The sequence below is a fragment of the Bradyrhizobium sp. SOJA106 genome (assembly GCF_059448745.1).
Map to the genome: position 1 here is coordinate 4,160,620 of NZ_CM182549.1, position 19,035 is coordinate 4,179,654.

The window sequence follows — 19,035 nt, forward strand, 5'->3', positions numbered from 1 at the left end:
TCTGTTCGAGTCTTGAATCTCAATGTCGCGAAACGCACAGCCGAGCGGCCAATTCCGATTGTGTCCAATATTGCAACATGAAAATCGCCGGTTAGCAAGCCGCGCGCGAATTTCAAGAGCGCGCCGGCTGTCGCCAGCCGCTATTTCCAATCTGTGGCAGCGGAACCACAATTGAGCGCAATGCCTCGCGATGACGTTGCCTTCCGGTTGACCCTCCGTGGCAGTTCGGCGCAAATCGCATCATGCGCTGCACATCGTGTTGCATTTTTGCGCCGCCATTTTGCTTTGGGATTGGTCGTCATGCGCTGCACCTCGCAGCCCTCAGGGACACGGCAGACGAGCAGCGCGAACCGCGTCCGCCGGGTCGCTGCGGCGGTCGCCAAAATCGTTGCGGTCATGGCGCTCGCGCTGATCGTGATGATGTCGGCGGCGCCCGTCTTCGCGCAAAGTCCGACACCCACTCCGACCCCGACCCCGACGCCGTCGCCCACGCCGTCGCCGACCCCTGTCCCCATGCCCACCTCGACCAACTACGATCAGTCGGCCGGCAACAGCATGCTCAATTTCGGTTCGGGATTTCTGGAGCGATTGGGCAACCAAGCCTCCAATGGCGTTGACCGGTCCTTCCGCACCAATTCCGGTGGCGGCGGCGCTTCGGCAAGCACGGAAGATCCGCGCTACCGCACCTGGTTCGAGGGCTATGGCATCTCGGTCCGCACCGATGCGCAAGGCGACTTCGTCGGCGACAAGCGCAAGACCTTCGGCGGCGTTGCCGGCCTCGGCGCGCGGATCGCGCCCGGCGTCAATCTCGGTTTCTCCATCGACCAGAGCCACACCGACATCGACGTGCCGCTCGCGCTCCAGTCCGCAACGCTCGACCTGACGCAGCTCGGCGTCAACGGCTCGGTCGACAAAGGGCCGTGGACCTGGGCTTTCGCGCTGGTGCACGGCTTCGGCAAGGTCCGCTCCAGCCGGGATACCGGCTTCGGCTTTGCGACTGCGGGCTATCGCGCCGCGGTCGACGGCGCCCTGACCGAGATCAGCTACTTCTGGACCAATGACCAGATGCGCATCGTGCCCAAGGGCGCGGTCGAATATGTGCGCGCCACCAGCGCGGCGTTCCAGGAGACCGGCGGCCTCGATCCGCTCAACGTCGGTTCCTCCACGCTCTCACGCGCGCGTGTGATGGTCGGCGCCGAGATCGGCCGCTACTTCATCCTCGACCAGAAGATCCTGGACCTGTCCGCCTACGGCAAATTCGTCGACAATTTCCACGAGGACCTCGGATCGATCCAGGTCAGCCTGGGCACCCAGAGCATCGTCGTGCCCGGCATCGGCGAAAGCCGCTACGGCATGGATGCCGGCGCCTCGGCCTCGCTCAGCGTGACCAACATGGCGCGGCTCTACGTCAATTACGACGGCAAGTTCCGCAACGAGCTGACCTCGCATCAAGGCACGGCCGGGTTCGAATATCGCTGGTAAGCCGATTCCGCCGGCGTTACGTCGGCGTCGCCGCGACGTAACCGCTCAGTCCAAATCCCTCGCGCACGGCCGTCATCATCGGCACCAGCGCGTTCGGGTGGATGAACTCGTCGCGGAAGCAGGGATAGGTCCTGGGATCGAAGATCCTCTTCAGCCAGTCGACCACGATCTTGTGTCGCTCGGAGCTGCGGAACTCCCGGTGATAGGTGAGCCAGAGATCGGCGTGGTGGCTGACGCCGAGATCGACGGCAACGAGCGGTGCGCCGAGCGCGATCGATACGGTCGGCAGGAAGCCGATGCCGGCGCCGCGTTCGACCGCATAGAGCGCGCCGACGGATGAATTGGTCTTGATGCCGACGATGCCTTCGAGCGAGGTCAGGCCGAGAATGCGGGCGTAGGCGCTGTCGTCGATTTGCGGCGCGGTTTGCTTGACGATGCGATGGTTCTTCAATTCGGCGAGCGTTGCCGGCACGCCGTAGAGCGTCTCGTATTCCCTGGAGACGAAGGGATAGATGTGGAGACGGCCGAGCTTGGCGACGATCAGGTCGGGATTGGTCGGCGGCTCGAGCTGGATCGCGATATCGGATTCGAGCCGCGCCACGTCGGACTGTTCCATCGCGCAGCGCAGGTCGACGGTGATCTTGTGATAGGTCTTCTGGAAGTCGATCAGCCGCGGCAGGATCCAGAAATTGCCGGGGCCTTCCGTCACCGCGACGCGCACGGTGCCCGCGGTGTCGTTCGACGAGCGCGAGGCGCGGCGGAAGACGTTGAAGGCGTGGCGCTCCATGTGCGCGACGTCGGCGATCATAGCGGTGCCTTCGTCGCTGAGCGTCAGTCCGCTCTGGTCACGCAGGAACAGCTTGCAGCCGATGCTTTCTTCGAGCCGGTCGATCCTGCGCATCAAAGTGGTGGAGGTGAGCCCGAGCTCCTCGGCCGCGTTGCGAAAACTTTTATATTTTGCGCACGCTAAAAACAGCTTCAAATCGTCCCAGGATGCATCCAGGGCTTCTTCACGGTGCTGCATCATCGCAGCACCCCGGTGCAATAACTGCTGCATACTCCTGATCCCCAACCGCTAAGCTCAATGTCGTAGCGGGGCGCTGAAGGCTTCGAACGATAGTGGGACGACATGAGTATGGAAAGGGGCTCGTTTGCCGCAAGGCATGATTTCGACGCGCTGCCGCAAAGCGCGGACGTCGATGTCCGTTGCGCCAAATTTTCCGAAATTGCGGCGCTTTCGGAGATGGCGCATCGGCTGGTGCCGGGCGTAGAGATCGGCGCGGCCGAGCTTGCGAGATATCTCGCCTTCGATCCGCAGAGCATCCTGACGTTCAGCCGCAAGGGCAAGCTGCTCGGCGGCATGGCCTTCCTGTTCCTCAATGAGCGCGGGCACGATGCGCTGCTGCTCGACGAGATCTGCCTGACCGCGCCCGAGACGCATTATCTGGCCGCGCCAGAGCAAGACGCTGCTGCCATCTACATCTGGGCGATCGCGGCGAGGGGCCGTGGCATCACCGGCCTCGGCAAGGCCGCGGCTCATCTGCGACAGCTAAGGTTTCGCAGCGCCGATTGCTATGCACAGCCGTCAACCGTGGCCGGACGCGACATCATGAGGGCGACAGGCTTCGAACCTGTCCCGAGCTTCCAACCCGATCTCTGGTGCTACCAGCGCCCCTGGCACAGGCAGCCGCTGCGCATGCCCGGCGCGATCAATCACGCAAGGAGTTTTGCAGATGCACGGTACTAGGATTCCTCTCGCCAAGCCCGACTCCCGCGCCATCACCATCCGTCTCGCGCGCGATCCCAGCGATCTCATGCTGGTCACCGCGATCCGCTCCGCGGTCTATCTCGCCGAGCAGGATTGTCCGTTCGAGGAGGAGTTCGACGGCAACGACATGGTTGCCGCGCATTTCATCGGCTATGTCGGCAACGAGCCGGCGGGCTGCCTACGGGTTCGCTTCTTCGGCGATTTCGCCAAGGTGGAGCGGCTTGCGGTGCGGCACCAATATCGGCGCTCGCGGGTCTCGTTCAAGCTGGTGCAGGCCAGCGTCGACTATGTGAAGCGCAAAGGGTTCCGCAAGATCTACGGCCAGGCGCAGGACCGGCTGGTCGATTTCTGGGCCCATTTCGGCGCCAAGCCGCTCGGCCACAATCGCAAGATCACCTTCTCCGATTTCTCCTACACGGAGATGTTGCTGGAGATCGAGCCGGGGCCGGATGCCATCACGCTCGATAGTGATCCCTATGTGATCATTCGCCCCGAGGGCGACTGGGACCGGCCGGGCGTGCTCGACGCATCCGCGGGGCGGGCGGTGACATCGCCGCTGCGGGACCTCGCACTCGCAGATCGCTGAAACTGGTGCAGCTGCGCGCAAGATTATGCCGATCTCTGCTGACGATGATCCGCCCATCCTGATCTGCGCGGATCTCCAGGTCGAATATCTGACCCCCGGGCGACGCCATCTCATCCACGACGGCGATGCCGCCACTGTACGCTGCCTGGAACTGCTCACCCTGTGGCGCAGCAATCTCCAGCCGGTGATGCATCTGAAGCGGATCGCGCAGGCGGCCTGGTTCAATCCGGCATCCAGACTGACCGATTGGATCGAGGAAGCGAGGCCGCGGCCGGGCGAGATGACGTTCGAGCATCCGCTGCCCTCGGCCTACAGCTCCGCGCGGTTCGTGGACTACATGTCCAATATCCGCAATGTGCGCTGCGTTCTGATCGGCTTTTCGCTTGACGAGACCATCCTGGCCACCGCCATCGACGGGTTTCACCGCAGCCATCGCTATCAGGTGATCGGCGATGCCGTGGCTTGCCGGCAGGCGGGCACGGGCGATGCCGTCGCCTACAAGCACGCGGTAGTGAATGTCATCGGGAATTTTGCTACAGTTCATCCCAGCGCCGAACTGATCAGAACCAGCGGCGCCGTTGCGGTGTAGGCGGCCGCGATCGGCGGATGGGGTGGGACATTGTCACGGGGAGAAGAACTCAAGGAGCTGGCGAGCGATCTATCGCGTGCGGCCGAGCGGGCGCGCCGGCTTGGTCTGCCGACGACGGTCTATCTGCTCTCGATGGCACTCGTCGAGGTGAGGGAAGCCGCTGCCGCCGACGACGGGGATGACGACAGCGCGGCGTGAGAGCTGCCCCGGATGCGGCGCGCATGTGCGGCATTGTGCAACGCTGCTGAGCGCTGGCTGCCGACGAATTGGCGTTGCAAGTCTTGCCTCGCCACAATAGCCAAGTAACGTGATGATCGAGTGATCGACGCCGGCCGGCGGCGACGTGACGATTGACGTGACGATTCAAGGATGCCTGCAAATGTCCATGCTGCCCAATTCGCAAGAGGCCCGGGATGTGGCCTACCAGCTCCATCCCTACACCAATGCGCGCACCCATCAGCAGGCCGGTCCCCTGGTGATCGAGCGCGGCGAGGGCCCTTACGTGTTCGATGCGGCGGGCAAGCGCTATTTCGAGGCGATGGCGGGCCTGTGGAGCGTCGGGCTCGGCTTCAACGAGAAGCGGCTGGTCGAGGCCGCGCACAAGCAGATGCAGGCGCTGCCGTTCTACCACACGTTTTCCGCCAAATCGCACGGCCCCTCGATCGATCTCGCCGAGAAGCTGGTCGCGCTCGCGCCCGTGCCGATGAGCAAGGTGTTCTTCACCAACTCCGGTTCGGAGGCCAACGACAGCGTCCTCAAGCTGATCGCCTATCGCTCCAATGCGCTCGGCCAGCCCCAGCGCAAGAAGGTGATCAGCCGGATGCGCGCCTATCACGGAGTCACCATTGCCTCGGCCAGCCTCACGGGCCTGCCGAACAACCACCGCTCGTTCGACCTGCCACTGCGGAACATCCTGCACACCGGCTCGCCGCATTTCTACAAGGACGGCGCGCCCGGCGAGAGCGAGGAGGCTTTCGCGACGCGCCGGGCCGAGGAGCTCGACGCGCTGATTCAGAAGGAAGGGCCGGACACGATCGCGGCCTTCTTCGGCGAACCGGTGATGGGCGCGGGCGGCGTCATCGTGCCTCCGGCAACCTACTGGGACAAGATCCAGGCCGTCCTGAAGAAGTACGATATTCTGCTGGTCGCGGATGAGGTGATCTGTGGCTTCGGCCGCACCGGCAAAATGTTCGGCTGCGAGACCTACGGCATCAAGCCGGATGCGATGGTGGTCTCCAAGCAGATCACCTCGAGCTACTTCCCGCTGTCGGCGATCATCCTCAACGACCGCATGTTCGAGCCGATCGCGGACGAGAGCAACAAGATCGGCGTGCTCGGCCACGGCTTCACCGCGGGCGGCCATCCGGTCGGCTCGGCGATTGCGCTTGAAAACCTCAAGATCATCGAGGAGCGCGGCCTGGTCGCCCATGCCGCCGAGCTCGGCGGCTACATGCAGGGCCGCTTACGCGAGCTCACGAGCCACCCGCTGGTCGGTGAGGTCCGCGGCGTCGGCATGATCGCAGCGCTCGAGCTTGTGCTGGACAAGGATCGCAAGACTGCGGCGGCGACGCCCGGCGCCGTGGGCGGTATCGCCAGCCGCATGCTCCAGGAGCGCGGCGTGATCTCGCGCAACATGCTGGATGCCATCGCCATCTGCCCGCCGCTGATCACGACCAAGGCCCAGCTCGACGGGCTGGTCACCGCAATATCAGGTGTCCTGAATGACATGAAGGGCGAAGTGGCGAAGCTGACGCCGGCGTAGAACGCGCTGTCGCGTCAGATTTCCGTCATTGCGAGCGAAGCGAAGCAATCCAGGCTGTTTCCGCGGAAAGATTCTGGATTGCTCGCTGCGCTCGCAATGACCTGTGGTTGGCATTGCGCCAGCTATAGCGAGCGTTTGTGCGGGCCTACGCCCGCTGCACCCCGACCACGCGGCCCTTTTCGATCGCCAGCGCCAGCTCGCCGCGCTTGAGCTTCAAGGCGGCCTCGCCGAACAGCTCGCGGCGCCAGCCGCGCAAGGCGGGGACGTCGGCCTCGTCACTGGCTGCGATCTCCTCGAGATCGTCGACGGTGGCGATCACTTTGCTCGCGACCGCATGGCGCTCCGCGGTCATGCGCAGCAGCACCTTCAACAGCTCGACGATCGCCGCGCCGTTATTGTTGTTGCGCGGCTTCTCCAGCTTCGGCAGCGTGGAGAAATCCCGCGCCAGCCCGCGCTCGACCGCGGCGATGATATCCGCGCCCCATTTGGATTTCTCAAAGCCCTTCGGCACCGAGCGAAGATGGGCGAGCTTCTCGAGCGTGTTCGGCGCATGGGTGGCGATATCGCTGATGGCCTCGTCGCGCAGCACGCGCCCGCGCGGCACGTCGCGGCTCTGCGCCTCCTGCTCGCGCCATGCCGCGACCTCCATCAGGACGGCGAGGTCCTTGGGCTTGCGCACGCGCGTCTTCAGCCGCTCCCAGGCGCGCTCGGGGTGGAAGTCGTAGGTGCGGGGCGAGGTCAAAACCTCCATCTCGATCGAGACCCATTCGCTGCGTCGGCGCTTCTTCAGGTCGGCGTCGAGCGCGGCGAAGACGTCGCGCAAATGCGTGACGTCGGACACCGCGTAATGCATCTGCTCTTTGCTAAGCGGCCGACGCGACCAGTCGGTGAAGCGGTGGGTCTTGTCCGGGCGATGGCCTGTGACCTTCTCGACCAGCTGGTCGTAGGCGATGCTGTCGCCATAGCCCAGCACCATGGCGGCGACCTGGGTGTCGAACACCGGGTGGGGGATGATGTTGGCCTGATGCCAGATGATCTCGATGTCCTGGCGGGCGGCGTGGAACACCTTCAGCACGCTCTCATTGGCCATCAGCTCGAAGAACGGCTTGAGGTCGATGCCCTCGGCAAGGGCGTCGATGACCACGGCCTCCTCGGCGCTGGCCATCTGCACCACGCACAGCAGCGGGTAATAGGTGGTCTCGCGCAGGAACTCGGTATCGACGGTAATGACGGGGTGCTTGGCGAGGCGGCTGCAGGCAGCCGCGAGGTCAGCGGTGGTGGTAATTAAATCCATGAACGGCCCATGACACGTGCCATCAGCCGTTCTGCCGAAAGTGCTGTGATGTCAAGGGGCTCTGAGCGAATTCGAGCCCTGCATCGGGCCGAAATCGGCCCTTTCCGCGGAAAATTCCTATTCGTACCGGATTCGGTGCGAGGATTTGCGGGCGCAGGGCAGCGCCACCACGACCACGCACATGGCGACCAGGGCCAGTCCCAGGAACTCGAAAACCAACAGATCCACGGCGAAATCTCCAGAAACATTGATAGATTTGTCGGGGGTGCGTTGACGGTCTGTTAATTCTCGTGGTTACCGGCGGCGGGCCAGGCCGAATGGTGGACGGGAAGTTAACGGGGGGCCTGAGCTTCGCTTCACGCCATCAGCTTCGGCAAGGCCGCGGCCAGCGTGTCCACGGCGACACGGACTTTTGGGGGCAGGTGGGGCGAACGCGGCCACAACGCGTGGCAGTCATAGAGGAATTCGCCCTGGCTCGCGAAGACATCGACCAGCGCGCCGGTGTTAAGGCGTTCGCGGACCAGCCAATAGGGCAGCCACGCAAGCCCCATGCCTTGTGCGGCGGCATCGGCGATCGCCTCCATATCGTCCAGCCTCAGCCGCCCTGACGGCATGATCTCGCGTGGAGGCTCGCCCTCCCGCGGAAACAGCCACGGCCGGACGCGTCCAGAGCGGCGGTAGATGATCGCCTGGTGAGCGCCGAGATCGTCGAGCGATTTCGGCCTGCCGTTGGCACGCAAATACGAGCGCGCGCCGCACACCACCATCCGCTGGCGTGCGATGCGCCGCGCGATCAGGCCGAACTGGTCGTCGAGATAGCCGGTGCGGATCGCAAGATCGTAGCCGGCCTCCATGATGTCGGCGATCGGATCGCCGAAGGAGAGGTCGAGTTCAAGGTGCGGATATTTCCGCGCGAGTTTCATCAAGAGCGGCGCGATGCAGTGCCGTCCCAGCAGGGCCGGCATGGTCACGCGCAGCCTGCCGCGCGGCTCGGACAACTCTTCGGCAATGGCGGCATCGGCCGCTTCGGCCTCGCTCAGCACCGCACGGCAGCGCTCGTAATAGGCCTGGCCAGTCTCGGTCAGGCTCTGGCGCCGCGTCGTGCGGTTGAGGAGGCGGACGCCGAGGCGCTCTTCGAGGAATCGCACATGCTTGCCGACCATCGGCCCAGACATCTCCAGGGCGTCGGCCGCCGCGGCGAACGAGCCGAGGTCGACGGCCCGAACGAACACGGCCATGCTGGTCAGGCGGTCCATGATTGAAAACTCCTGGTTTCGACTGTTGGCTCGTGGAGCCGATTTATCGGCTTCCCCAGGTTCGGCATAGCTCCATTCAGTTCAACTGTCTTGGAGTGTGCCCATGGCTCGCGTCGTCCGCTTTTATCAACATGGCGGCCCTGGGGTGCTGCGCATCGAAACTGTCGACGTTCCGCCGCCGGCAAGGGGTGAAGTTCAGATCCGGGTCTGGGCGCTTGGGCTCAACCGCGCGGAAGCCCTGTTGCGAAGGGGCACCTATATCGAGAGCGCGATATTTCCGTCCGGCCTTGGTCTGGAGGCGGCCGGCATCGTCGAGGCGGTCGGGGAAGGCGTGATCGGCTTCGTGCCGGGTGATGCCGTCAGCGTCGTGCCGCCCTTGTCGATGGTGCGATGGCCGGCCTATGCCGAGCTCGCGACATTCCCGGCCGAACTCGTCGTGAAGCATCCGCCCGAGCTCGGCTTCGAGACGGCTGCCGCGGTATGGATGCAGTATCTGACGGCCTACGGGGCGCTGGTCGACATCGCCGGACTCTTGCGAGGGGATGTCGTCGCCATCACGGCGGCATCGAGCAGCGTCGGGCTGGCGGCCATCCAGATCGCGAACCGGATCGGCGCAGTTCCTATCGCCTTGACGCGAACCTCGGCGAAGCGGAAAGCCTTGCTCGATGCCGGCGCGGGCCACGTCATCGCATCGGCCGAAGAGGATATCCGCGCGCGGCTGGCGGAGATCGCCGGTTCGAAGGGTGTCCGCGTGGTCTTTGACGCCGTCGGCGGGCCAGCCTTCGAGCCGCTGACCGCGGCCATGTCGCCGGGCGGCATCTTGATCGAGTATGGCGGGCTGAGCCCCGAGCCGACGCCGTTTCCGCTGTTCAACGTGTTGACCAAGAGCCTGGTGTTGCGCGGCTACCTCGTGCACGAGATCATCCGCGATTCCGTGCGCCTTGCGCGAGCCAAGGCCTTCATCCTCGAGGGGCTCGCGGATGGGACGTTGCGGCCGATCATCGCTCGAATCTTTCGGTTCGAGGATATCGTCGAGGCGCATCGTTTCCTGGAGTCGAATGCGCAGTTCGGGAAGATCGTTGTGACGTTCTGAGTCGGTGCGTCCAAAAACGCATTCGGCGCCCCGCACTGCGGGGCGCCGAAATTTATCGGTCAATCGAACGCCCGCCTTACGGCAGCTTCAGCGAGGTCTCGGCATTGTACGGCTTGAGCGTTTCGTCCGCAGCCTTCTGGGCGGCGGCGAGGGCTTCCTTCGGCTGCTTCTTGCCGTTGAGGACGAGCATGACCTCGTCCTCGAGGTTCTTGCGGACAGGGACGGTCTTGTAGGTCGCGAACCAGGGTTTTGCCACGTCGAGCTGCTCGACGGCGGTCTTGGCGTCCGGGTTCTTGTTGAGGAAGTCGACCATCTCGGGCGTCTTGTAGGCGGCCATGTTGGGCGCGAAATAACCGGTGGCACGGCTCCACCAGCCGCTCTTCTCGGGCGAGGTCATCCACTTGATCAGCGTCCAGGCGGCCTTCTGCTTGTCGGCCCCGAGGCCTGCCGGCATGATCAGCGAGGCGCCGCCGATCGGCACGGCGTTGCGGACGTTGCGCGGGATGAAGGCGACCTTGTAGGCGAACTTGGCATTGTCGCGCACGTAGGTGAGCGAGCCCGTCGAGAGCATCATCATCGCGGCATTGCCGGAGATGAAGGAGGTGCTGACGGCGGGGCCGGGCGTGGCGCCGGGGGCGTGGACCTTGTGCTTGTAGATGAGGTCGTTCCACCAGGTCAGCGCACCGAGCATCGAGGGCGTGTCGTAGTAGACTTCACCGCCGAACTCCTCGTTGTAGTAGCGCCCGCCGTTGGTCATGGTGAGCGTTTCCATCATCCAGCCGCAATAGTCGTAGGCGCAGGGGATCGCGATGCCCCATTGGGTCACCTTGTCGCCCTCGCGCTTGGTGAGCTTCTTGGCCCAGTCGGTGAGCTCGGCCCAGGTCTGCGGCGGCTTGTCCGGATCGAGGCCGGCTTCCTTGGCCTTGTCGGCGTTGATGTAGAGCAGCGGCGTCGAATTGTGGAACGGCACGCCATAGACCGAGCGGTTGATCACCGCATTGCCCTGCAGCGCAGGGAAGAACTGGCCGAGGAACTGGTCCTTGGTGCTGCCGTCGGCGGCGATCAGACCGTCGAGATTGGTGAGCTCGTTCTCGATCTGCATGTCGAGCAGGAAGTTCGCCGACATGATGACGGCAGCCGGGGGCTTGCCGGCCTTGATCGAAGCGCGGGTCTTGATCAGCGTGTCGTCATAGGAGCCGGTATAGACGGCGGTCGCCTTGATCGCCGGATGGGTCTCGTTGAACTCCTTGATCAACGTGCCCATGTCACGGGCGAGCTTGCCGTCGACCGGCACGGGGAAGAACAGGTCGATCTCGGTCGGACCTTCGGCCATCGCCGGGACGGCGAGGGCGCCTGCCATGGAGCCAGCCACGGCGAGGCCCAGCATGAGCCTGCGGGTAAACAGCATCGGAAAATCTCCTATTTGATGCCTGAGGTGACGAAAGAGCTGATGAAGCGCTTCTGGAAGATCAGGAAGGTGATGAGCAGCGGCGCGATCACCATCAGCGTGCCGGCGGCGATGGTGCCCCAGGCCTGGGTGCCTTCCGCCGTCGCGGTGAAGACCGAGAGCCCAACGGTGAGCGGTCGCTTGTCCGGTGAATTGATCACCATCAGCGGCCACAGAAAGTCGTTCCAGTGGCTGGTCACGGAGATGATGGCGAAGGCGGAAAAGCTCGGCAGCGACAGCGGCACGTAGATGTGGCGGATGCGCTGGAACAGGCTGGCGCCATCGATCAGGGCGGCGTCCTCCAGCTCGGTCGGGATCGCCTCGAACGCCTGCCGCATCAGGAAGGTGCCGAAGGCGGAGGCGAAGAACGGCATCATCACCCCAGTGAGCGTGTCGTAGAGGCCGAACTGCGCGACGATGCGCAAATTCGGCACGATCAGCAGCACCGGCACCAGCATCAGCTGCATCAGGAATAAATAGAAGATCAGGGTCTTGGCGGCGAAATCGAGCCGCGCGAAGGCGAAGCCCGCCAGCGTGATCGTGACGAATTGCACCAGGAGGATGCCGGTGCAGATGATCGTGGTGTTGAGGAAATAGCGCGGGAAATCACCGATCTCCCAGGCATCCCTGATGTTGTCGAGCGTGGGCTTCAGGCTCGGCATCAGCTCGGCCATCAAGTTGATGCCGTCGGAAGCCGGGCGCAACGTCGCCACGCCCATCCACAGGAACGGGATCAACCAGACCAGCGCGAGCAGCATGGTCAGCAGGAAGCCGAGCTTGGGCGTGATCTCGCGGCGGGTCGCGAGCGGGGCGTCCTTCCACAGTGCATCGATCAGCTTCATGGCCCGCCCTCGCGGTTTGCCATGGTGCGGAACGAGAGCGCGGTGAGGCCCATCAGGGCGGCGAGCGTCAGCAGCGTCGCCGCCGACGCCTTGCCGATGTCGTAATGCTCGACCGCCTGCTGGTAGACGTAGAACAGCACGAGATTGGTGGCGTTCGACGGCCCGCCCTTGGTCATGACGAAGACGTGGTCGACCTGCGTCACCGCGTTGAGCGTCGCGATCACGATCACGAACAGGAAGGTAGGCTTCAGCTCCGGCAGAGTAATGTGCCGGAAGCGCTGCCAAGGCCCCGCGCCGTCGAGATGGGCGGCCTCCATGACATCCTCGGGCACGGACTGCAGGCCCGCGAGGAAGAACAGCATGTAATAGCCGGCGTTCTTCCAGATCGTGATGACCATGATCGCGTACAGCGCGATATCGGGATCGCCGAGCCAGTTCGGCAGCACCGGCAGCAGCCGGCCGATGTAATAATCGAGCAGGCCGACATTGGGCAGGAAGATGAACAGGAACAGCGCGGAGGCGGCGACCATCGGGATCAGGACGGGGAGGAACAGCGCGGCGCGCAGCGCGCTGGTCACGGCATTGGTCCGCGCCAGCGCCAGCGCGAACAGAAGCGCAAGCGCGATGCTCGGGACTGCCGTGCCGATGGCGTAGACGAGATTGTTGATGACCGCGCCGGTGAAGGCGGGGTCGGCCAGCACCGCGTTGATATTGTCGAGGCCGACGAAGCGCACCGGCGCCTTCGGTGTCGCGCGCTGATAGAGCGCGTCGATGACGACGCGGCCCATCGCGCCATAGGTGAACAGCGCGAGGAAGACGAGCGAGGGCAGCAGCAGCAGATAGGCCGGCAGCGAGGCGTTGAAGCGATGGGAGAACCGCTTCAGGATTTTGAGGCGCGGCGGCGCCGATGCCGCGACCGGGAGAGCCGCGGGTTCAGCGAGGCTCATCTCACCGCGCCGGGAAGTTGAGCGCATAGTCGCGGCCGTCCACGCCCGCGGGTGGCTCGAACGGGAAGCGCAGACTCTGGTCGAGGAAGTCGTGGCTGTGCACGACGAGGTTCTCCCGGTCGATCAGCACCACGCCGTAAGCCGGCGGCTCGTGGCTCGCCAGATGCTCGGTGGCCGCAGCGTCGAGCTCGAACCAGACCTGGTGGTTGGTGCCGCGCAGGGTGGAGAACGGGATCTTGCCGTAGCTGCCGAAGATCGGGCGGTGCACATGGCCGAAGAACAGGTGGCGGATGCGCGAACGATACGGCGCGATCACCTCGGCGAATTCGGTGCTCTGCTTCAGTGCGATCTCGTCCATCGCGTGGACGCCGACCGGGAAGGGCGGGTGGTGCATGAACACGACGAACGGCATGTCGTCCGGCGCCGCCGCCAGCGTGCCGGCGAGCCAGTTGAGGCGCTTTTCGCACATCTCGCCGGCGTGGCTGGTCTCGTCCAGGGTGTCGAGGAAAACGAACAGGCCGTGCTCGGTCGTCCGGGTGCCCTGCACGAAGCCGTTGGCATCGCGCGGCGCGGACCGAAGGCCGTCGAGGCAGGCCACGCGCTTGTCGTGATTACCGACCATGGCGACGTAAGGCATTTTCAGCGCAGACATCGCCTCGGCGAAATTGCCGTAGGATTCCGGCTCGCCCCAATGGGTGAGGTCGCCGGTCACCACCGCAAACGCGGCGTCGGACTGGTGCTTGTTGATGTCGGCGACCGCCGCATCCAACCGGGCGCGCGGATCGAGCCCATAGAGCTTCAGCCCGGGGTTCGCGAGATGCGTGTCGGTGATGTGGATGAATTTGAAAGGCATGGCGCGCTTGTCGGGGACTGTTGGAGGATGGTCGCCTCCGGCAAGACGGCCTGCCAGCCCGTTAGAACGCGTGTGTTTCAGTTTGATGACAGTGGTTCCGGAGGCCTCGAATTCCACAGGAAGCGCCGGCGAGGACGCCGAGCCGGATGCCCCTGCAAAATATCGAAAACAACCCCATGCACAGTAGCCAGGTTGCCGGGGGGATGGCTCACCGTGTTTCGACATCCTTTGAAACGTCGGGCAAAACAGAATCAGAATTTACGGCCGGCGCGGCCCGGCGGAAGAACGTAGGGCGGAGTTTGTCGCTCCGTCCCGCGAAGCGTTTGCAACACCTTCGAGTCCGGCAATGGCTGCGTCTTCGAGGCGTGCGCCGGCGGCGCAGAAGTGACCGATCCGGCGTCAGCGCTCACTGGCGGGCAGCAGACCGCTCAAGGCTTTGGCCTCGTAAGTCAGAACGTCGATGGCGGCCTTGCGCGCCTCTGCGTCGAAGCGCGTCCGGATCGCTGACACTGACAAGGCGCCGCGCAACTTGCCCTGGACATCGATCACGGGGACTGCGGCAGCTGCGACCTCGGGATCACGCTCGCCGAGCGACACGTAGAAACCGCGCTCGCGGATTTTCCTGGCTTCGGCCGAAGCGGCATCGCGATAGGCAGTGAGCACGCGACCGGCGGCGCCACGATCGATCGGCAGTCGCTGGCCCTCGTCGAGATGATGCCGTACGGAGCGCGGGGAGTTGACCCGGTAGAGGCAGATGCGCTCGTCGCCGTCGGCAATATAGAACGAGGCCGTCTCGCCAGTCGCTTCGACCAGGCGATGCAGCGTCGGTCTCACGAGGTCGCCGAGATCAAGGCCGCGCTGATAGAGCGCACCGAGGCGCCAGAGTTCTGGCCCGGGGCGGAACAGCCGGTCTGCGCCGCGAACAAGAAAGCCATCGCTCTCCAGCGTCGCGGCGAGACGAAGCACCGTGCTCTTATAGAGATCAGTCGCCTCGGCAATCTCAGTCAGCGTCATGGCGCTGCGCTCCGGCCCAAAGGCCTTGAGGATCGCCAGCGCCCGCGCCACCGCATCAACGCCTGTCTTGGTCATTTCAGCTCCTGTTCTGCTGTATAGAACAAATATCACAAGTGCGTCCGAAAGTCGATAAAACTGCCGATATGTAGGTTCTATTTTGCGAAATCAATTTGACTCATATGGCGCGTCTGGGGTATGGGTTTTGGATAATAGAACTGGTTCTACGGAGCGAAACAATGGAAGGGCAGCCGGCCTCGGCCGTCGATTTGCGCGACGTCATGATCCGCTTCGGCGATTTCACCGCCGTCAAAAGCATGAACCTCCAGGTTGGCGAGGCCGAGTTCGTCGCGGTGGTCGGGCCGACCGGCTGTGGCAAGTCGACCATCCTCAACACCGTCACCGGATTGCTGAAGCCCGCCGCCGGCGATGTCCGCATCTTCGGCAAGCCGCTCGCGGGGCTGAATGACCAGTCCGGCTACATGCTTCAGCAGGAAGGACTGCTGCCCTGGAAGACGGCGCAGGACAATGTCGGCCTCGGCCTCGTGTTTCAGGGCAAGTCGGTCGAGGAGGCGCGGGCGCAGGCGCGGCCCTGGCTCGCTAAGGTCGGCCTGAAGGGTTTTGAGGAGCGCTATCCGCATCAGCTGTCGGGCGGCCAGCGCAAGCGCGTGGCGATGGCCCAGACCCTGATCATGGAGCCGAGGATCGTTTTGATGGACGAGCCGTTCTCGGCGCTCGACGTGCACACCCGCCGGCTGATGCACCGTATCCTGCTCGATCTCTGGCAGGCGGAGCGGCGCTCCCTGATCTTCATCACCCACGATCTCGACGAGGCGATCACGCTCGCTGACCGCGTTGTGGTGATGTCGGCGGGACCGGGCAGCCGCATGGTCGGCGACGTCCCGATCACGCTGCCACGCCCGCGCGACGTATCGGCGCTCCAGACCACCGATGAATTCGTCGCACTCTATCGTCAAATCTGGTCGCTGCTCGGCGCCGAAGTGGAGAAGAGCTATGCCGCGCAAAGGTAAAGTCGTTCTCGTTCAGGTCGCGATCGTGCTAAGCCTGCTCTTGGTCTGGGAGTCCGGCGTGCGAGCAGGGCTGATCGACCCGTTCTTCTTTCCGGCGCCATCGACGCTGGTGGCGAGGATCGGCGAATGGATGTCGACCGCGGATTTCTGGACCGACGTCGGCGTCACGCTGCTGGAGACGATCCTGTCCTTCGTGGCGGGGATCGCGATCGGCACCACGCTCGGTATATGGCTTGGCCTGAGCCCGTTTGCGGCCGAGGTCGTGCAGCCCTTCATCAAGATGTTCAACGCCATCCCGCGTATTCTGCTCGGACCGATCTTCGTGATCTGGTTCGGCCTCGGTCTGACCTCGAAGGTGGCGCTGGGCCTCACGCTGGTGCTGTTCGTCGCCTTCTTCAACACCTTCCAGGGCGTGCGCGAGGTCAACCCGGTGGTGCTCGCCAATGCCCGCCTGCTGCGCGCGTCCAAATGGTCTTTGCTGCGCCACGTCTACCTGCCGTCGGCCACGACCTGGATCTTGTCGAGCTTGCGGGTCTCCGTCGGTATGGCCGTGATGGGCGCGGTGGTCGCCGAGTATCTCGGCTCGTCCGCCGGACTCGGTCACCTGATCGCCCAGGCCGAGGGCGTGCTCGATGCCGCCGGTGTGTTCGCCGGCATCATCGTGCTGTCCGCCTTCGTCGTCGCCCTGGATGCGGTGGTCGATCGCGCCGAGAAACGGCTCCTGGTGTGGCGTCCCGCGCCGGCCCACGAAGTCTGACCGAACAATAACGCAAACATGGAGGTTCGCATGCGCGTCTTCACCCGGCTGATCCTCGTCGTATCGGCGATCGGTCTTTCCATCCTCTCGGCGCAGGCCGGCGAGCCCGAAAAGGCCAAGCTCAAGATCGCCGTCGGCTCCCAGATCCTCAACTACATGCCGCTCGAGCTCGGCGTGAAGCTCGGTATGTTCAAGGAGGAGGGGCTCGACGTCACCGTCGAGAACTTCCAGGCCGGCGGCTCGAAGGCGCTGCAGGCGCTGGTCGGTGGCTCGGTCGACGGTACCGTCGGCTTCTATGACCACACGATACAGATGCAGGCGCAGGGTAAGGAGATCTCCTGCGTATTCCTGCTCAACGACGTCCCGGGCGTGCTGCTCGGAGTCCGCAACGGCCTTGCCGACAAGGTCAAGACCGGAGCCGATCTGAAGGGCCTCAAGCTCGGCATCACTGCGCCCGGCTCGTCGACCGACACCATGGCGCGCTATTACATCAAGAAAGCCGGGCTCGGACCACGCGACGTCAACATCATCGCCGTCGGCAGCGGGGCACCGGGCATGGTCGCGCTCGAGGCCAAGAACATCGACGCGCTCGTCTATTTCGATCCGATTGCGACGCTGCTGGCACGCAAGAACTCGGCGACGCCACTGTTTGACGCGCGCACGATCGAGGGATCCAAGCAGGCCTTCGGCGGCATCTACCCGACGGCCTGCCTCTATCTTCAGCAGTCCTTCATCGACAAAAATCCGGAGACGGTGCAGCGCCTCGTCAACGCGCTCCTGAAGACGCACCGCTGGATCAACTCGGTCCCGACCGAGCAGCTCGTCGACGCGATCCCCGCTGGCTACAAGACTGACAATCGTGACGTCAACATCGAGATCATGACGGCGTCGAAGGCGTTGTTCTCGCAGACCGGCCAGATGGATGTCGAGGCCGCTAAGGTGCCCCTTGGTGTGCTCAGCGAGTACGATCCCAAGATCGCGGCCGCCAAGATCGATCTCACCAAGACCTTCACCAACCGCTTCGCCGTGCGCGCTGCCGAGCTACTGAAGTAGGGGCAATCGGAATGTCTTTGCCGCTGACCGGCATCCGCGTCCTCGACCTGTCCAACGTTCTGGCGGGTCCGTTCTGCGGCTACCATCTCGCGCGCCTCGGCGCCGAGGTGATCAAGATCGAGAATCCGAACGGCGGCGACCTAGCGCGACGCCTCGGCGCCGATCCGAAGCGGGCGGAGCGACTTCAGGGCTTGTCCTTCGTGGCCGTCAATGCCGGCAAGCAGTCGGTCGCGCTCGACCTGAAGTCGGAGGCGGGCAGGCAGGTGTTCCTGCGCTTCGTCACTGAAGCGGACGTCGTTCTGGAGAATTTTCGACCCAAGGTGATGGAGCGGCTCGGGCTCGGCTACGAGGTGCTGAGCCGGCACAATCCGCGTCTGGTCTATTGCGCGATCTCGGGCTTCGGCCAGAGCGGGCCGTGGGCGAAGCGGCCGGCCTATGACCAGATCGTGCAGGGCCTGTCGGGCGCCATGAGCGTGACGGGCGATGCGCAGTCCGCGCCGCTCCGCACTGGATTTCCGATCTCCGACACCATCGCCGGATTGACCGCGGCCTTCGCCATTTCTTCTGCGCTTGTCGATCAGCGCCAGACCGGCCGGGGCCGCTTCATCGACGTGTCGCTGCTGGAGGCCACCGTTGCAGCGATGGGCTGGGTGGTTTCAAACCACCTCAATGCGGGCGTCGAACCGGCGCCGATGGGCAACGAGAATTTCACCGCCGCGCCTTCCGGCACGTTCAGGACCGCGACCGGGCCGCTCAACATCGCAGCGAACGAGCAGAAGCAGTTTCAGACCTTGTGCGATCTGGTCGGCCGAGCTGAGCTTGCGACCGATCCGCGTTTCGCCAAACGCGAGGCGCGCAAGGCCAATCGCGCGGCACTGAACCAAGCGCTGAACGATGCGCTGGGCGCGAAGGCGGCGGAGGATTGGGAGCGCGAGCTTAACGCGGCCGGCGTGCCTGCAGGCTGCGTGCTGACGGTGCCGCAAATCCTCACCCAGCCGCAACTGCTCGAGCGTCGATTTGTCGAAGCGTTGCCGGCAGAGCAGGACGAAGGACAACCACTGCGGATCACGCGGCCGGGCTTCCGGCTCGACGAGGACTTTCCGGTGCCGGCGTTGCCGCCGGAGCTCGGCGCCGACACCGAACGCTGGCTCGCGCAACTCGGCTACTCCGAGGAGGCCATCGCCCACCTTGTCACGAGCGGCGCGGTCGCAGCCGTGGCCACGAAGAAGAACGGCACGAAGGGGAGCGCACAATGAGACTTGCC

19 protein-coding genes are annotated in these 19,035 nt (G+C 64.3%); 11 read left to right on the forward strand and 8 right to left on the reverse strand.

The features are described 5' to 3' along the window. Positions 1-300 precede the first annotated feature (300 nt). Positions 301-1,482 (forward strand): autotransporter outer membrane beta-barrel domain-containing protein, encoded by a 1,182-nt coding sequence (locus tag AC5V87_RS18980; RefSeq protein WP_495367443.1) that lies wholly within the window; start codon positions 301-303, stop codon positions 1,480-1,482. Positions 1,483-1,498: 16 nt separating this feature from the next. Here AC5V87_RS18980 and AC5V87_RS18985 read toward each other — a convergent pair whose 3' ends face one another. After that, entirely contained in the window at positions 1,499-2,539 is a 1,041-nt protein-coding gene (locus AC5V87_RS18985; RefSeq protein ID WP_456838792.1) for a LysR family transcriptional regulator, read from the reverse strand. A gap of 72 nt (positions 2,540-2,611) precedes the next feature. Between AC5V87_RS18985 and AC5V87_RS18990 the strand changes: the two genes are divergently transcribed. From AC5V87_RS18990 to AC5V87_RS19010, 5 genes are all read left to right on the forward strand, one after another. Further along, a complete protein-coding gene (locus AC5V87_RS18990) occupies positions 2,612-3,229 on the forward strand; it encodes a hypothetical protein (protein WP_456838791.1) in 618 nt (205 codons plus the stop codon). Next, positions 3,216-3,836 (forward strand): GNAT family N-acetyltransferase, encoded by a 621-nt coding sequence (locus AC5V87_RS18995; protein WP_018645421.1) that lies wholly within the window; start codon positions 3,216-3,218, stop codon positions 3,834-3,836. The genes AC5V87_RS18990 and AC5V87_RS18995 overlap by 14 nt, the downstream gene beginning before the upstream one ends. Positions 3,837-3,861: 25 nt before the next feature. After that, on the forward strand, positions 3,862-4,425 hold the full coding sequence (locus AC5V87_RS19000) for an isochorismatase family protein (protein ID WP_456838790.1): 564 nt from the start codon (positions 3,862-3,864) through the stop codon (positions 4,423-4,425). Positions 4,426-4,455: 30 nt separating this feature from the next. Next, positions 4,456-4,623 (forward strand): hypothetical protein, encoded by a 168-nt coding sequence (locus tag AC5V87_RS19005; protein WP_495367444.1) that lies wholly within the window; start codon positions 4,456-4,458, stop codon positions 4,621-4,623. 181 nt (positions 4,624-4,804) lie between these two features. Continuing rightward, positions 4,805-6,187 (forward strand): aspartate aminotransferase family protein, encoded by a 1,383-nt coding sequence (locus AC5V87_RS19010; protein ID WP_495367445.1) that lies wholly within the window; start codon positions 4,805-4,807, stop codon positions 6,185-6,187. Positions 6,188-6,332: 145 nt separating this feature from the next. Here the strand turns inward: AC5V87_RS19010 and rnd are convergent, their stop codons facing one another. Next, positions 6,333-7,481 (reverse strand): ribonuclease D, encoded by a 1,149-nt coding sequence (gene rnd / locus AC5V87_RS19015; protein WP_456838787.1) that lies wholly within the window; start codon positions 7,479-7,481, stop codon positions 6,333-6,335. 356 nt (positions 7,482-7,837) lie between these two features. Further along, positions 7,838-8,737 (reverse strand): LysR family transcriptional regulator, encoded by a 900-nt coding sequence (locus tag AC5V87_RS19020; protein WP_495367446.1) that lies wholly within the window; start codon positions 8,735-8,737, stop codon positions 7,838-7,840. Positions 8,738-8,840: 103 nt separating this feature from the next. On the opposite strand from AC5V87_RS19020, the gene AC5V87_RS19025 reads away from it, so the two are divergent. Beyond that, complete coding sequence (locus AC5V87_RS19025) at positions 8,841-9,830, forward strand: zinc-dependent alcohol dehydrogenase family protein (protein ID WP_495367447.1); 990 nt, start codon at positions 8,841-8,843, stop codon at positions 9,828-9,830. A gap of 76 nt (positions 9,831-9,906) precedes the next feature. Here AC5V87_RS19025 and AC5V87_RS19030 read toward each other — a convergent pair whose 3' ends face one another. The 5 genes from AC5V87_RS19030 to AC5V87_RS19050 all read right to left on the reverse strand — a co-directional run bounded on the left by AC5V87_RS19030 (position 9,907) and on the right by AC5V87_RS19050 (position 15,008). Next, a complete protein-coding gene (locus AC5V87_RS19030; RefSeq protein WP_495367448.1) occupies positions 9,907-11,238 on the reverse strand; it encodes an ABC transporter substrate-binding protein in 1,332 nt (443 codons plus the stop codon). Between the two features lie 11 nt (positions 11,239-11,249). Further along, positions 11,250-12,119 (reverse strand): carbohydrate ABC transporter permease, encoded by an 870-nt coding sequence (locus AC5V87_RS19035; protein ID WP_495367449.1) that lies wholly within the window; start codon positions 12,117-12,119, stop codon positions 11,250-11,252. Next, positions 12,116-13,066, reverse strand: coding sequence for a carbohydrate ABC transporter permease (locus AC5V87_RS19040; RefSeq protein ID WP_495367450.1), 951 nt, complete (start codon positions 13,064-13,066; stop codon positions 12,116-12,118). Before AC5V87_RS19040 ends, AC5V87_RS19035 begins: the two co-directional genes overlap by 4 nt. A gap of 1 nt (position 13,067) precedes the next feature. After that, positions 13,068-13,919: a phosphodiesterase gene (locus AC5V87_RS19045; RefSeq protein WP_456838781.1), complete on the reverse strand. Its 852-nt coding sequence runs from the start codon at positions 13,917-13,919 to the stop codon at positions 13,068-13,070. Between the two features lie 399 nt (positions 13,920-14,318). Then, positions 14,319-15,008: an IclR family transcriptional regulator gene (locus tag AC5V87_RS19050; RefSeq protein ID WP_456838780.1), complete on the reverse strand. Its 690-nt coding sequence runs from the start codon at positions 15,006-15,008 to the stop codon at positions 14,319-14,321. Between the two features lie 161 nt (positions 15,009-15,169). On the opposite strand from AC5V87_RS19050, the gene AC5V87_RS19055 reads away from it, so the two are divergent. From AC5V87_RS19055 to AC5V87_RS19070, 4 genes are read left to right on the forward strand one after another with little or no spacing between them, the layout of a single operon-like run. Continuing rightward, a complete protein-coding gene (locus AC5V87_RS19055) occupies positions 15,170-15,961 on the forward strand; it encodes an ABC transporter ATP-binding protein (protein ID WP_495367451.1) in 792 nt (263 codons plus the stop codon). Beyond that, on the forward strand, positions 15,945-16,718 hold the full coding sequence (locus AC5V87_RS19060; protein WP_456838778.1) for an ABC transporter permease: 774 nt from the start codon (positions 15,945-15,947) through the stop codon (positions 16,716-16,718). The genes AC5V87_RS19055 and AC5V87_RS19060 overlap by 17 nt, the downstream gene beginning before the upstream one ends. A 30-nt stretch (positions 16,719-16,748) precedes the next feature. Continuing rightward, complete coding sequence (locus AC5V87_RS19065) at positions 16,749-17,771, forward strand: ABC transporter substrate-binding protein (protein ID WP_495367452.1); 1,023 nt, start codon at positions 16,749-16,751, stop codon at positions 17,769-17,771. An 11-nt stretch (positions 17,772-17,782) separates the two neighbouring features. Beyond that, positions 17,783-19,027, forward strand: a complete 1,245-nt coding sequence (locus tag AC5V87_RS19070) for a CaiB/BaiF CoA transferase family protein (protein WP_456838776.1) — start codon at positions 17,783-17,785, stop codon at positions 19,025-19,027. Positions 19,028-19,035 lie beyond the last annotated feature (8 nt).